This window comes from Nonomuraea sp. NPDC003754, assembly GCF_053605785.1.
In genome coordinates this window covers 43884-57139 of the sequence record NZ_JBSGJX010000041.1, presented here as the reverse complement: position 1 = coordinate 57139, position 13256 = coordinate 43884, and the positions used below count along the sequence as shown (strand labels likewise).

Genomic DNA, 13256 nt, shown 5'->3' with positions numbered 1-13256 from the left:
CGGCGGAGGGAAACGGGCGGCAAGGTGGCAAGTTCGCGCCACGTTCGGCGGCGTCCGGCGGGGGCGGTGCTAGCTTGACCCCGTATCCGCCGTCGCGCAGGAAGTGAGCTGGAAATGGCGCAACTGCTCCGGATTCCCCAGATGCGCTTCTACATTCTCGGAGACGTGCTCTCGAATTTCGGCGACTTCGCGCTGTTCCTCGCGATGGCCATCTGGGTGAAAACGCTCACCGGCAGCACGGCCGCCGCCGGACTGGTGATGTTCTCCTTCGCCGGCGGCAGCCTGGTGCTGCCCCTGTCCGGCTTACTCGTCGACCGCTTCCGTCGCCGGCCCCTGCTGGCCGCCTCCTACCTGTCCTCGGCGGCCGTCGTGCTCCTGCTGCTGCTGGTACGCGACAGCGGCGACGTCTGGCTGGTCTACGTGATCATGTTCCTCTACGGAGCGCTCGGCAGCGTCACCGGCCCGGCCCAGAACGCCTTCCTGCCCTCGGTCGTCCCCCAGGAGCAGCTGGGCGACGCCAACGGCGTGGTCCAGGCGATGCGCGGACTGCTCAGAATCTTCGCCCCGATCATCGGCGCCGGCCTGTTCGCCTGGCACGGCGCCTCCGTCGTCGTGGTGATCGACGCCGCCGTCTTCACCCTGGCCGCGCTGGCCGTCCTGCTCATCCGGGTCGCCGAGCCCGTGCCCGTCCGCTCCGGGGAGCGCTGGCTCGCCGAGACCGGCGCCGGCCTGGGCTTCCTGCGCGACAACGCCGGGTTGCGCCGCCTCATCGTGGCCTGCGCGCTCACCATGCTCGTCATCGGGTTCTTCGAGTCCATCGGCTTCGCCGTCGTCACCGAGGGACTGTCCCATGAGCCCACCTTCCTGGCCGTCCTGGGCGCCGTGCAGGCGGTGGGCACCATCGTCGGCGGCTCGCTGGCCGGCGAGGTGATCAGGCGCACCAGCGAGCGGGCCCTCGTGATCATCGCGCTGGTGATGGTGGGCGCGAGCAGCCTCATGATGACCGCGCCGCTCGACGCCGTGGTCCTGGCCGGCATGCTGGTGCTCGGCGTCGCCGCGCCCTGGATCGTCATCGGCGCGACCACCTCGCTGCAGCGCCGCACCCCCGAGGACCTGCGCGGCCGGGTCTTCGCCGCCTTCGAGTTCGGGGTCACCGTGCCGCAGGTCGCCTCCATCGCCGTCGGCGCCGGACTGATCGCGGCCGTCGACTACCGGGTGCTCCTGCTCGTGGTCTGCCTCGTGGTCCTCGCCTCCGCCGCCCTCCTCGGCCTGGGCCGTACGGCCGGCGAGATCCCCGAACCCAGCCAGGCGCCCTCGGTCGAGGAGGAGGCCGGGCAGCCGGGTCGGTGAGCGCGGCCCCGGGGCGGGGGGCGGCCCGGCCCTCGGCGTCACACGGGAGCAGCGCCGGCCGCCGTGGTGACACGCTGCTCGGCGTCGACGCCGTCCTCCGCGAGTGGTTCGTGGCGGTCGCTCGTCAGCCCGCGACCAGGTCCATCCGGAGGAACTCGGTGATGCGGAGCAGCCTGGGCGGGCGTGTCACCTCATCGGGGAGGGCCTGGAACGCCTCCTCTTCCCCGACCAGGCGGGGGGCGGTGAGTTCCACCTCCCTCCCGTCGACCCGGAGCCGCGCGCCGTCGGCTGCCAGGACGTTCCGCACCCAGTCCGAACGCGATCCGTACACCAGGACGAACAGGTAGCCGCCGTCGACAGGGTGCGCATCGAGCGGCGTGCGGTACGTCGCGCCGGAAACGCGACCGACGTGAATCAGCACCGGCCACCTCCCGCCCGCGATCGCGCGAGGATTGAACACCCTCTTGTTCACGTGCCCCCACCACTGCGGCATCGGCATCGGGACCTCCTTCTCTCGCCCGGCCGGGCGCGCCTGCCGCGTCCCCCGGCTGATGCGGCCCGCGTGGACTTACATTCGTAAGGTGACTTACGCATGTAAGGTTGGCTTACGCTCGTAAGGCTGTCAATCGCCCACACTCCGGAGCCGTCGTGCCACCGCCACAACCGCTCAGCAGAGCCCTCGTGCTGGAAGCCGCGATCAGGGTCGCGGACCGCGGCGGCGTGGAGGCGATCACGATGCGACGGGTGGCGCAGGAACTGGGCGTGGAGGCGATGTCGCTCTACCACCACGTACCGAACAAGGACGCGATCCTGGACGGCGTGGTCGACATGGTGTTCGCGGCGATCGAGCTACCCGGCGTCGAGTACGACGACTGGCGCGACGCGATCCGTGCGCGCGCTTCCTCCGCCCGTGCGGTCCTGTCGCAGCACAGCTGGGCTCTCGGCCTCATGGACTCCCGTCGCGACCCCGGGCCGGCGACGCTACGCCACCTCGACGCGGTCCTCGGTGTCCTGCGGGAGGCGGGGTTCACGCTGCCGATGGCCGCGCACGCCGTCTCGCTCATCGACAGCTACGTCGGCGGGTTCGTCCTCCAGGAGGCGAACCTGCCGGTGACGACGCCGAACGATCTCGAGGACGTGGCGGGCGGCATCCTCGAGCAGCTGCCCGCGGGCACGTTGCCGTACCTCACAGAGATGATCGTCGAGCACGCCCTGCGGCCTGGCTACGACCACACGAGCGAGTTCGGCTACGGCCTGGACCTGATCCTGGACGCGCTCGAGGCTCGCCGGAGATAGCGAGTGCGGGCGCTTCCAGGCCAAGGTGCGTCATGTGGCGGTGCCGCGGGACCGGCGGCGATGTCTGCGCTGTTCACGCACGGCTGGTGCGTTACCGGCAGCGGCATGCGGCCCGATTCGACATGGGGGCCGCTCGATTCGATCGGTACTCGCTCGGGGCGTACGTCTCGGGTGAGACTGTGAACGGTGGGCGGGTCCTGTCCGGTCGGACAGGACCCGCCCACGAACATCAGCCCTTCGCCGGCGCCTCGACGCTCCACAGGCGCCCGTCGGGGTCGCGCAGCGTCAGCCGCCTGGTCCCGTAGTGGGTCTCCTCGAACGGCGTGACCACGTCGAGGGACGGGTCGGCCGGGAACGCCTCGGCGTCCGTGACCCGCAGCACGACCTGGGTGTCGGGCCGCTTGTCCTCGGGGACTTCGGCGAGGAGGAGATAGGGGCCGTCGCCGCGCCGGAACATGCCCGAACCGTGGTCGGTCGCGAACTCCACGTCGAAGCCCAGCGCCTGCAGGAACTTGGCGGCCTTGCCCCAGTTGTGGGTCTCCAGGTACACGCCTTCGATGCCTTCGGTGGCCATGTCATGTCTCCTTTCCTGAGGGCGGCCCGTCCTCATGGGCCGCCAAATAGGTGCGCAACGCCTCGGCTACGAGGGCCGAGAGCGACATCTCGGCTTCGATGGCGTGGTGCTTCACCTGTCTGATGAGAGTCAGCGGCAGATAGACGTTGAACTGCTTTACCTCCTCGGTGGCCATGGCAAGAATGCTAGCATCCTAGAGTCCTAGGATCTGTTCCCTTCGTTCCCAGCGCGATGAGCCGCGCAGCAAGGAGGATCTGGACCATGGCCCGCAAGTGGTTCACGCTGGTAGTGGCGTGCGCTGCGACGTTCATGCTGTTGCTCGACATCACGATCGTCACGGTCGCGCTTCCAGACATCCAGCACGCGTTAGGCGCGAGCTTCGGCGACCTGCAGTGGGTGACCGACGCATACGCGCTGACCCTCGCGGCGCTCCTGCTCACCTCGGGATCCCTCGCCGACCGGTTCGGCAGGCGGCGGCTGTTCCTCATCGGCCTGGGGATCTTCACGGCCGGCTCGCTGCTGTGCGGCGTCGCGCAGGACCCGCTGATGCTGATCGTCTCCCGGGCGGTCCAGGGGACCGGTGGCGCCGTCATGTTCGCGACGTCGCTGGCGCTGATCGCCGCCACGTTCCAGGGCCGCGAACGCGGCATCGCCTTCGGCGTGTGGGGCGCCGTCGCCGGTGTGGCCACCGCCCTCGGCCCGATCCTCGGGGGCGCGATCACCACCGGGATCAGCTGGCGCGGCATCTTCCTGGTCAACCTGCCGATAGGCGTCGCCGCGATCGCCGTCGCCGCACGCCGGGTGGACGAGTCGCGCTCGCCGCATGCCTCCCGGGTCGACTGGCCGGGAGCCGGCACGCTGACGGCCGGGCTCTTCAGCCTCGTGTACGCGCTGATCAGGGCGAGCGGCACGGCGTGGAGCGACCGCGGGGTCGTGATCTGCTTCGTCCTGGCGGCGGTGTTCCTGGCCGCGTTCCTCGTGGTCGAGGCGAAGGTGTCCGAGCCGATGTTCGACCTGTCGCTGCTGCGGACCCCGACGTTCCTGGGCGGCTCGATCGCCGCGTTCGCCATGAACGCCTCGCTCTTCGCGATGTTCCTGTACCTCGTGCTCTACCTTCAGAACCAGCTCGGCTACAGCGCCCTGGGCGCCGGCGCCCGGCTGCTCGTCGTCTCGGCCTGCTCGACCGTCGCCGCGACGGTGGCGGGCCGGCTGTCGAGCCAGGTCCCGGTCAGGTGGCTCATCGGTCCGGGCCTCGTCCTGGTCGGTGCCGGCCTGCTGCTGATGATGGGACTGGACGCCGGATCGGATTGGACACACCTCGTCCCAGGATTCGTCGTCGCGGGCATCGGCAGCGGCATGGTCAACCCGCCGCTGGCTTCCACCGCGGTGGGCGTCGTGCCGGTCCACCGTTCCGGCATGGCCTCCGGCGTGAACCAGACCTTCCGGCAGGTCGGCATCGCCGTCGGCATCGCCCTGTACGGCTCGATGTTCTCGTCGTCGCTGCACTCCGGCCTGAAGGACCGGCTCGGCTCCGCCCCCGACCTGCGCGGCTACACCGACCGACTCGCGGACGCCCTGCACCGCGGCGATCCCGGCCAGGTGATCGGCTCCGCTGCACCGCAAGTCCGCGGCCGGCTCTGGGACGCGGTGGGGGCAGGCTTCGCGTCGTCACTCAACGGCCTGCTGCTCGTCAGCGGCATGGTGGCCGTCATCGGCGGCATCCTGGCCTTCGCGCTCATCCGCACCAAGGACTTCGTGCCGCTCCCCGGCCCCGGAGGCCGGCCGCCCGGCCCCGGAGGTCAACTCCCCGGCCCCGGAGGGCCGTCCGGAGGCGGCCAGAGGCAACCGCAGGACGCCAACACCCCATCGGCGTCCCCCTCCTGACCTGCCTGCACGATGTGTGACACGGTGAGCACCGTGGTGAGCTGCCCCGCGTGCCCTACAGCTCGATCGCCGTCAGGGAGCCGTTGCCGTACTCCGAGTCGAAGCAGTTCGCGCCGAGCGTGGTCAGGTTGGCGGCGATCTTCTGCGCGGCCTTTCCGGGGAGCGGACGTCGAGCGTTGCGTGCGGTCCGATCTCGGGCGGAAAGGCGTCTTCGGCCGGTACGGCGAAGCCTCACGTCCGGCTGACGCGGCGGATGGCCTCCGGAATTCGGGGCAGAACTGCTCCGGGCCTCCTCGTGGCGGCGATGTGCCGGGGGAGCGGACGCTGAGGGCGGCTGGTGCCTGTGCGGGGAGAAGGCCGTACGGCGGCACTGTCGCAGCCACCGGAGCAGCCCGACCGGGTGGAGCCGCAGCGCGGTCAGGAGCCCCGGCCGAGAGTGCGAACGTTCTTTACGCGCTGTGGACACGGTCGATGCGTTGGCTTGAGCAGATGCGGGTAGAGCGAACTCCACCCCAAAGTCTCATCAACACTCAACACGTCTAATGATGTCCTGCGGTTTGCGGATTAATGTCTGTTTTGGCCGCATGTAGGCGCTCCCGCTATGGGAGCTGCTCATGAGGGGGAATCATGGTACGTGTCGGCTTCCATGCCCGGAATGGCTGGAACAACTGGGGCGGCTGGGGCTGGGGCCGCAGACGCTGGTGGGGCCGACGTCGCTGGTGGGGCGGCGGCTGCGGTGGCGGCTGCGGCGGTGGCTGCGGCGGCGGGTGGTGGTGGTAATCACCCCCCGAGGGGAGTCGACGGCCAGTCCGTCGGCTCTCCTTCTCTGTCGGAGCCGGATGAACATCTGTGCCGTCGGGTAGCCCCCGATACGCGAATGTGAAGCGCTCCAGCTTCGCTGGAGGCTCGTCCCCTTGAGAGGATCGAGTCATGGCAGGCAAGTTCCCCCTACTCGGCCGAGCTGCGTAAGCGCGCGGTGCGGATGGTCGCTGAGGTCCGCCCGGACTACCCGATGGGACCGGTGGAAGGCCGGCGAGCGGCGTAGCTGCTCAGGCAGCGTCCCACCAGCAACACCTCCAGCAACGAGGTGTTGCAACGGCCACTTGAATCCGCCCAATACACCTGTTTCCGCCTCACCATCTGATGACCGCCGGCATCGACGCCTCCATCGGCACGGTCGGGGACGCGCTGATGGAATCGCAGATCGGCCCGTTCAAGACCGAGCTGATCAAACTCCGCGGGCCCTGGCACAGCCTGGCCGAAGTGGAACTGGCCACCGCCGAATGGATTGAATGTTCAACACGATCCGCCTGCACTCCTCGATCGGCAACCTTCCGCCGGCGGAGTACGAAGCCCTCTACTACGCTCAACACCAGCCCAACGAGACCGTCGGAATCAACCCCTGAGCTCTCCGTCAAAGCCGGGGCGGTTCATCACAAACTCCGAATGATCACGCGGTGGCCGTTGCCATGTGACCACCTAGCGCCTCAAGATCGCGAAGCGTCACTGGAGTACTGGTAAGGGCGCCTATGGAGTGGAGACGATCGCAGGATCGCCTCCACCCCGGCTTTGAGCAACGTCGAAGGAGTGAGCTGGTGGACGTGTCACGGGCTGTGCCAATGGAAAGTCAGTGGGATCTCCTGGGGGAGCACAACTTGAACGGCCGGTTCGATGCGGCCTGGATCGACACGGAGGACATGGACGAGATCGCGCAGCGTTTCCGGGCGGATCGGGATTCGGGGATCCTTTGCGATCTCGATACGGCGTTCAACGAGGCCGATAGTGACGCGCAGGACACTCTGGTATGGATCGGGACGCATTCTCCTGGCTGGTCCGTCGCGGTTGCCATAAGCGGGAGACTTTCGATTGGGGAGGAAGCGAGCGCGGGAAGAAGGCGCGTCTTCACCCATATGCATATGGATCACATATACAAGCTTCCCGACGAGGGCATGCTCTATTACTACGATGGAGAGTTCATAGGCACGTTGGGGGTGATCGAAGAGTTCCGCGATTACACGCGTGATCTGGAGGTGGGCTGGGACGTCGGGTTTCAGGTGACGGTGGAGAGCTTCCTCACCCTGGCGGGGCGGATCACGGGCCGGTTCCTTGACCGGGACTGGTTCGCGGCGCCGCGCGTCCTCTACCGCATTCCCGACGGTGCCTGGCCTCGCTGAAATGAGCCTTCTCCATCCTGATCACGCTGGTCGGCAGCCGTACGTGCTGAACACGTCGGCTGAGGAGGACCCCCCGGCAAGACGGTCATCAGCGATCGGCACGTGGCCGCACATTGCAGGTGCCGGGTGCGGGCCGAACGCCCGGCGTCGGGCGAACACGGCGCCGACGACGCCCTGGCGTTCCGTCGCGAGGACGGGCGCCCGATGGATCGTTGGCACGTCCGTCGCGCGTTCCAGAAGATCACGGATGCGGCGGGCGTGGGCGCGGACTGGTGCTCGCCCTGACCAAGGGCGCTGAAGCCATGGACAAGATCTTCAAGGCCAGGACGGCATGACCGAATGGCTTCCCAAGAATGAAAAAGGGCGCCTTCCTTTCGGAAGACACCCTTATCGACCAGCGAATATCTGGTCGGGACGACAGGATTTGAACCTGCGACCCCTTGACCCCCAGTCAAGTGCGCTACCAAGCTGCGCTACGTCCCGCCAAGCCCCTCGGACTCTTCGTTTCGGAGGTGTCCGCGGCGGCCTTGCGTGGAAAACACTATCACGGTCCACACCGAGCTCGGGCCGGAGCGGCGGGTGGTCCCGCGCCGCTCCGGCCGTCCCTCGCCGGTCCCCGTCGTCGTGTGGGGCGGGAAACGAGCCGCGCCTCCCCCAGGCGCCCCGTGACCTTCGCCGGCCCGTGCTCCCGCCCGGTCTTCATGATTCCCGCACCCGGTTGTGAGGACCTTGTCGCCGTTCGCAAGCGGTGTGAAAGCAGGGTTGGCATGGGATCCTTCCGAGGCGAGGCGAGGCGAGGCGAGGCGAGGCGGGGAGGTAGTGAGGTGGGGACTCTCACGATCGTGCTGCGTGGCGGCGCTGTCAGGCCCGACGCCCGGCTGGCTGTCCGAAGCGCGCTGGACGGCTGGCGGGCGGACGTACCGTGCCGGTATGTCCACGGCGCCGACGAGTGGCGGGTGGAGCTGGCGGGCGACGGCCCGGTGGGGTTCAAGTTCCGCTGCGACGGCGGCTGGGAGCGGGGCCCGAACAGGGTGGTGAACGGGGAGCACGTGGCGACGATGACCGGCCGCGTCGCCGACCTGTTCGAGCCGCCTGACGACATCCCGATCGCGGACTCGCTGGCGGCGCGGGTGCATTTCCCGGCGGCGCCGGCCGACGGGGTCTTCGACTTCATCGTGGTGGGCAGCGGTACCGGCGGCGGCACGCTGGCGCACCGGCTGATGGCCGACAGCGGGGGCGAGGCGCGGGTGCTGGTCCTGGAGGCGGGCGGCTACCTGTTCCCGACGCATGTCGGGAACCTGCCGAGGCGGCACGGCCCCTTCGTCAACCGCAGCGTGTGGGAGCTGTGGAACCAGTTCAAGGTCCGGCGCTACGACACCGACCAGCCGATGGAGCTGGCGCAGGCGTTCTGCCTGGGTGGCCGGTCGCTGTTCTGGGGTGCGCTGGTGCCGAGGATGACGCCGGCGGAGTTCGCCGGCTGGCCCGAGCCGATCAGGCGGGAGCTGGAGAGCGGCTGGTACGCCAGGGCGGAGGATCTGCTGAACGGCTCGGCCATGCCGCGCGACACGCTGTGCGGGACCGTGCAGTCGCTGCTGCGGGGCAGCATGCCCGGGCTGGCCGACGACGACGCGATGCTGGCGGCCGAGCACGCCTCGGTGAACGGCCTCGGCATCCCGTCCGGCATCTTCTCCACGGCGGCGCTGCTGATGGAGGACATGCTGCGGGCCTCGTGGGCGGACCGGCTGCACGTCAACCTGCACCATCAGGTGTGCGGGTTCGTGTCCGACGGCGACGCGGTAACGGCGGTCGAGGCGTTCGACCTGCCGGCGGGGGTGCTGCGGACGTTCCGGCTCGCCGAGGGCGGCAGCGTCATCCTGGCGGGCGGCACGGTCGGCACGCCGGTCCTGGCGCACCACGCGGGTCTCGACCATCCGCTGGTCGGGCGGGGCATAACCGACCATCCGACCTACTACTGGAAGTTCACCGTGAAGGACGGCGCGCCCGGCTACAGCCCGGGTGACGCCGCCAAGGTACTGCTCAGGGGTATGGCGGGCGCGACGCCGTACAACGCGGTGGTCGAGATGGGGGTGAACCTGAACCAGTACCACGTCGACGAGGACCTCGACCTGGACGAGGCCGACATGCCGTGCGAGGTGGTGTTCTTCACCGCGGTCCCGCTGGAGGAGCGCAACGGCGTCGAGGTGCGCGGGCAGGGCAGGGACGCCCGCCCGCGGGTGGTCATGCACCACGTGGAGGTGCCGGGTCTGGAGGAGGTCATGACGGAGGTGGGCACGGCCGTGATGGCGGCGGTGGGTGGCACGCCGCTGCAACCGCGTCCGACGCGTTCGGCGCTGGGCGCGGTGGGACACGAGGTGGGCACGATGCGCATGGGCGCCTCCGCCGACACCGGGGTGGTCGATCCCGATCTGCGGGTGTACGGCAGGCGCAACCTCTACGTGTGCGACCTGTCGGTGTTCCCGACCTCGCCGGCCGCCAACCCGTCGCTGACGCTGGCCGCGCTGGCGATGCGCCTGGCGGACCACCTCGTCACCGCCCGAGGCTAGACCGACTCGGCCGGACCAGGTGGCCGCCGGCCGGTGGGCGGAACCGGCGGCGCTGACCCGGCGGCGCTGACCGGCGGCGGGGCCGTCCGGATCCTCCATCGTCGGCGCGATCATGCTGCGCGATCCTGCCGGCCGACGGCGGCTGGAGCGCGCATCGAGGGGGACACGGCGCCATCGGGCGGGCCCGCCGGGACCTGGTGTCACCGGGCGGGCCCGTCATCCGGCGGCCCCGCCGGGACCTGGTGTAATCCGGCGGGCCAGCGGGGACCTCGCGTCATCGGGCGAGCGCGCTGCCCTTCTTCCATTCGGTCCAGTTGAGCTGCCAGTAGCTCCAGCCGTTGGTCCAGTCGAGCTTCCGCTTGGTGCCGGTGATCTTGACGACGTCACCGCGCTGGGTGATGCCGAAGAACCACTTGGCCCCGTCGGGGGTGGCGCGGACGCAGCCGTGGCTCTGGTTGCTGCGGCCGAGGAAGTGGTAGAAGCCGGCGCTCTGGTGGACGTACTCGCCGGAGTCGGAGATGCGGACGGCCCACGGGATCTGCTCGTTGTAGTAACGCGGGTCCTTGGGGTCGGTGACACCGAGCCAGGACGAGGTCATGGTCTCGACGGGCTTCTTCGACATGGTCAGGTGGGTGCCGCTGGTGGTGAGGTAGACGTCGACGCCGTTCTTGACCAGTCCGCCGCGGCCCGCGCTGATCGGGATCTTCTTGGCGAGTTTCCCGTCACGGGTGACCTTCATGACGTGCTTGCGCGTGTCGACGACCGAGATGTTGGCCGTGCCGACCTGGAACCGGCGGGTGACGTCCTTGGCCCTGTTGCCCGGCAGCGCGCTGAGGCGGGCGGTGAAGGTGACCTTCTGGTGGGCCTTCCAGTAGAACTTGGTCCGGTAGACCACCTTGCGCGGCGACACCCAGCGCCACGCGCCGTCCACCGGACGTTCGGCCTGGACCTGCAGCAACGCTTCCACGGCCGCCTTGTCGGTGACGTCGCGGTCGAAGGTCACGATGATCGGGAAGCCGACCCCTACCTTCTCCTTGTCGTCTCCCATCGGGGTGATGTCCGCGATGGCCAGGGGCATCGAGCCGGGGGCCGACGGCGCGGGGGTGGGGGTCGGCGGCACCGCGCCGAGCATGCTCGCCACCAGCGCGGTCAGCGCTATCAGTTTCACGGGGGCACTCCGTCACATAAGGGGTGAATCACATTCCATATGTGAGAGACCGGAAGGCGGCTTCTGGTTGACCCGCTTTGATAACGATCACGACGACCGCTCGGGAGGCGCTCCTGCCGGGGGTGGCGCGGCGCCGGGGTCGTGGGATGGCCGCCGCCGCGGACGCCGGGGGATGGCGGCTCCACCATCGTGTGCGCGGGCTGGCTCGTCTTCAGGACGCTCGCCGTCGAGGGAGGGATCGGCTCGGCGCGGCCAGGGAGCGGCGCTGCCCATGTTCTGCGAGCGGCCGGAGGAGGCGCCGCTCGGCGCGGTCGTCGGGGTGCGCGACGCCGCCGGAGCACGCTTCGAGCACGCGCTGAACGAGCTGGTCGCGCGCCTGCGGCAGGCCGGGCGCGAGTGAGGGTGTACTGATGGTGTGTACTGCTAGTACACTTCGGGCATGCGAGTCGTCGTCAAAATCACCGGCACCGTCCTGGTCACGATCCTGCTGACCTATCCGCTGTGGGCGCCGCACTGGGGAAGCGGCATCCTCGGCGAGGTCGCCGCGCAGGGCATGCCCGGCGGGCTGATCGCCGTCGCCGTCTTCTTCGGCATCGTCGCGCTGTACTGCCGCGCGCTTCATCGCACCTTGGCCGCCATCCGGCCGGAGGCCAGGACCGCCGCCCCCGCCTCGGTCTGGTGGATGTTCGCCATTCCCTACAACTTCGTCGAAGACTTCTTCATCGTGCGGGCCGTCGCCACCTCGCTCGCCGCCGACGCGCGCCCGACGAGCCGCTTCGTCCGCTGGTGGGCCCGGCTCGGCTACGGTTGGTGCGCGTTCCAGATCCTGTCGCTCTTCCCCGGCGCCGCCGGGTACGCCGGTGGGGCGGTCGCCATCCTCCTGTGGGCGGCACACTGGATCATGACGGCCCGGATCCTGCGTACGCTGTCCGCCCGGCAGCCGGCCGTCCGGCCCGTACCCGGCCATCGTTAGGAGACCGGCCATCCCGCCGGCACACGAGCACGAGGAAACCGATGCCACTTCCCCGCTTCGACCGGCTGCCCGCCGACACGCGAGCCGCCATCCTCGCCGTCGCCCGCGCGCACTTCGCCCGCGACGGCAAGGACGCCGCCTCGTTCAACCAGATCATCGCCGAAGCGGGCATCTCCAAGACCTCCGCCTACCACTACTTCGACGGCAAGGACGACCTGTTCGGCGCCGTGCTCGCCGACGCGGCCGTCCGCACGCTGACCGCTCTCGGCCCGTGGACCGAGGTGGCGACGGCCGACGAGCTGTGGGAGCAGCTGGTGGCCGGCACGACCCGGATGGCCGCGCACCTGCGCGAGCATCCGGACGACCGGGCGGTCCTGGCCGGGCAGCCGCTGGCCGACGACGGTTCGTGGGTGCGTGACCTGGTCGCCAACGGGCTGGCGATCGGCCTGATCGCCCCGGCCCCCGGCGCCGAGCTGGTCACGGTCGCCACCATGGGGGTCATCGGCGCGCTCGACTCCTGGGCGCTCGACCATCCGGACGCCTCCGACCACGCCCTCGCCGACACGCTTGTGCTGTTCCTGGCCCGGCTCTGGGCCGCCCCCGCCGCAACCACGAACCTCGCCGCAACCGCGAACCTCGCCCCAACCGGGAAGCCTGGCGCCGGTGCGAAGCCCGGCCCTGCCATCAACCCTGGCCCCGCCGCGAACCCCGGCTCCTGACCGGAAGCCACCCGCCACGGCTCGGCGACCGGCTCGGAAGGAAGGCGCACATGGAGATCATCAACACCCCGCCACCGCCGTCAGGGCTGCGCAGGCTGCTGTTCCGGCTGCCCGTCCAGCTGTACCGGATGCGCCTGGGGTGGCTGCTGGGCGGGCGGTTCATGCTTGTCGTCCACACCGGCCGCGTCTCCGGCAAGCCCCGGCGGGCCGTCATCGAGGTGGTCGCGCACGACCGCGTCGGCGGCGGCTACGTCGGCCCCTCCGGGTACGGCAGGCGCTCCGACTGGTTCCGCAACATCCTGGCCACGCCCGAGGTGACCGTCCAGGTGGGCAACCGCGTCATGGCGATGACGGCGCTGCCCCTCACCCCAGAGGAGGGCGCCGAGCTGATGGCCGCCTACGCCCGGCGCGCCCCCCGGACGGCGCGGCGGCTGGCCCGGTTCCTGGGGTTCCTGGTCGACGGGTCGGCGGCCGACTTCAGGGAGGTCGGCCGCCACATCGCCTTCGTCCGCTTCATCCCCCGCTGACAGCCGCCGCCCCGAGCGGCCGGTGCC

At 69.9% G+C, this 13256-nt stretch carries 14 protein-coding genes and 1 tRNA gene; 9 read left to right on the top strand and 6 right to left on the bottom strand.

Annotation, left to right across the window (positions count from 1 at the left end; translation table 11 throughout):
* Window positions 1-114 precede the first annotated feature (114 nt).
* On the top strand, window positions 115-1350 hold the full coding sequence (locus ACWEVS_RS36585; protein ID WP_452555302.1) for an MFS transporter: 1236 nt from the start codon (window positions 115-117) through the stop codon (window positions 1348-1350).
* Between the two features lie 124 nt (window positions 1351-1474).
* Here ACWEVS_RS36585 and ACWEVS_RS36580 read toward each other — a convergent pair whose 3' ends face one another.
* Window positions 1475-1849, bottom strand: a complete 375-nt coding sequence (locus ACWEVS_RS36580; RefSeq protein ID WP_452555300.1) for a nitroreductase family deazaflavin-dependent oxidoreductase — start codon at window positions 1847-1849, stop codon at window positions 1475-1477.
* Window positions 1850-2031: 182 nt separating this feature from the next.
* Here ACWEVS_RS36580 and ACWEVS_RS36575 point away from each other — a divergent pair, with 182 nt between their 5' ends.
* Window positions 2032-2646 carry a TetR/AcrR family transcriptional regulator gene (locus ACWEVS_RS36575; protein WP_452555298.1) on the top strand — a complete coding sequence of 205 codons (615 nt, stop codon included), beginning with the start codon at window positions 2032-2034 and terminating at the stop codon, window positions 2644-2646.
* Between the two features lie 229 nt (window positions 2647-2875).
* Here the strand turns inward: ACWEVS_RS36575 and ACWEVS_RS36570 are convergent, their stop codons facing one another.
* Both ACWEVS_RS36570 and ACWEVS_RS36565 read right to left on the bottom strand, forming a co-directional pair.
* A complete protein-coding gene (locus ACWEVS_RS36570) occupies window positions 2876-3220 on the bottom strand; it encodes a VOC family protein (protein ID WP_449930745.1) in 345 nt (114 codons plus the stop codon).
* 1 nt (window position 3221) lies between these two features.
* Complete coding sequence (locus ACWEVS_RS36565) at window positions 3222-3395, bottom strand: ribbon-helix-helix protein, CopG family (protein ID WP_354910892.1); 174 nt, start codon at window positions 3393-3395, stop codon at window positions 3222-3224.
* Window positions 3396-3481: 86 nt separating this feature from the next.
* On the opposite strand from ACWEVS_RS36565, the gene ACWEVS_RS36560 reads away from it, so the two are divergent.
* Window positions 3482-5104: an MFS transporter gene (locus ACWEVS_RS36560; RefSeq protein WP_452555296.1), complete on the top strand. Its 1623-nt coding sequence runs from the start codon at window positions 3482-3484 to the stop codon at window positions 5102-5104.
* Between the two features lie 55 nt (window positions 5105-5159).
* Here ACWEVS_RS36560 and ACWEVS_RS36555 read toward each other — a convergent pair whose 3' ends face one another.
* Window positions 5160-5339: a hypothetical protein gene (locus ACWEVS_RS36555; protein WP_452555294.1), complete on the bottom strand. Its 180-nt coding sequence runs from the start codon at window positions 5337-5339 to the stop codon at window positions 5160-5162.
* Window positions 5340-6699: 1360 nt separating this feature from the next.
* Between ACWEVS_RS36555 and ACWEVS_RS36550 the strand changes: the two genes are divergently transcribed.
* Window positions 6700-7278, top strand: a complete 579-nt coding sequence (locus tag ACWEVS_RS36550) for a hypothetical protein (protein WP_452555292.1) — start codon at window positions 6700-6702, stop codon at window positions 7276-7278.
* A gap of 406 nt (window positions 7279-7684) precedes the next feature.
* Here the strand turns inward: ACWEVS_RS36550 and ACWEVS_RS36545 are convergent.
* Window positions 7685-7761, bottom strand: a tRNA-Pro gene (locus tag ACWEVS_RS36545).
* A 341-nt stretch (window positions 7762-8102) separates the two neighbouring features.
* Here ACWEVS_RS36545 and ACWEVS_RS36540 point away from each other — a divergent pair.
* The gene (locus ACWEVS_RS36540) at window positions 8103-9842 is read left to right on the top strand and encodes a GMC oxidoreductase (protein ID WP_452555289.1); all 1740 of its coding nucleotides are present in this window, start codon (window positions 8103-8105) and stop codon (window positions 9840-9842) included.
* A 274-nt stretch (window positions 9843-10116) separates the two neighbouring features.
* Here the strand turns inward: ACWEVS_RS36540 and ACWEVS_RS36535 are convergent, their stop codons facing one another.
* Window positions 10117-11010, bottom strand: coding sequence for a L,D-transpeptidase (locus ACWEVS_RS36535; RefSeq protein ID WP_354910905.1), 894 nt, complete (start codon window positions 11008-11010; stop codon window positions 10117-10119).
* 271 nt (window positions 11011-11281) lie between these two features.
* Here ACWEVS_RS36535 and ACWEVS_RS36530 point away from each other — a divergent pair, with 271 nt between their 5' ends.
* The 4 genes from ACWEVS_RS36530 to ACWEVS_RS36515 are packed head-to-tail and all read left to right on the top strand — an operon-like array spanning window position 11282 to window position 13229.
* Entirely contained in the window at window positions 11282-11410 is a 129-nt protein-coding gene (locus ACWEVS_RS36530; RefSeq protein WP_452555287.1) for a hypothetical protein, read from the top strand.
* A 39-nt stretch (window positions 11411-11449) separates the two neighbouring features.
* Entirely contained in the window at window positions 11450-11983 is a 534-nt protein-coding gene (locus ACWEVS_RS36525) for a hypothetical protein (protein WP_452555285.1), read from the top strand.
* Window positions 11984-12024: 41 nt separating this feature from the next.
* A complete protein-coding gene (locus ACWEVS_RS36520) occupies window positions 12025-12702 on the top strand; it encodes a TetR/AcrR family transcriptional regulator (protein ID WP_452555283.1) in 678 nt (225 codons plus the stop codon).
* 50 nt (window positions 12703-12752) lie between these two features.
* Window positions 12753-13229, top strand: coding sequence for a nitroreductase family deazaflavin-dependent oxidoreductase (locus ACWEVS_RS36515; RefSeq protein WP_452555281.1), 477 nt, complete (start codon window positions 12753-12755; stop codon window positions 13227-13229).
* Window positions 13230-13256 lie beyond the last annotated feature (27 nt).

Coding starts and splice junctions, on each gene's coding strand:
- ACWEVS_RS36585 (WP_452555302.1), top strand. CDS start 115: ATGGCGCAACTGCTCCGGATTCCCCAGATGCGCTTCTACATTCTCGGA.
- ACWEVS_RS36580 (WP_452555300.1), bottom strand. CDS start 1,849: ATGCCGATGCCGCAGTGGTGGGGGCACGTGAACAAGAGGGTGTTCAAT.
- ACWEVS_RS36570 (WP_449930745.1), bottom strand. CDS start 3,220: ATGGCCACCGAAGGCATCGAAGGCGTGTACCTGGAGACCCACAACTGG.
- ACWEVS_RS36565 (WP_354910892.1), bottom strand. CDS start 3,395: ATGGCCACCGAGGAGGTAAAGCAGTTCAACGTCTATCTGCCGCTGACT.
- ACWEVS_RS36560 (WP_452555296.1), top strand. CDS start 3,482: ATGGCCCGCAAGTGGTTCACGCTGGTAGTGGCGTGCGCTGCGACGTTC.
- ACWEVS_RS36530 (WP_452555287.1), top strand. CDS start 11,282: ATGTTCTGCGAGCGGCCGGAGGAGGCGCCGCTCGGCGCGGTCGTCGGG.
- ACWEVS_RS36525 (WP_452555285.1), top strand. CDS start 11,450: ATGCGAGTCGTCGTCAAAATCACCGGCACCGTCCTGGTCACGATCCTG.
- ACWEVS_RS36520 (WP_452555283.1), top strand. CDS start 12,025: ATGCCACTTCCCCGCTTCGACCGGCTGCCCGCCGACACGCGAGCCGCC.
- ACWEVS_RS36515 (WP_452555281.1), top strand. CDS start 12,753: ATGGAGATCATCAACACCCCGCCACCGCCGTCAGGGCTGCGCAGGCTG.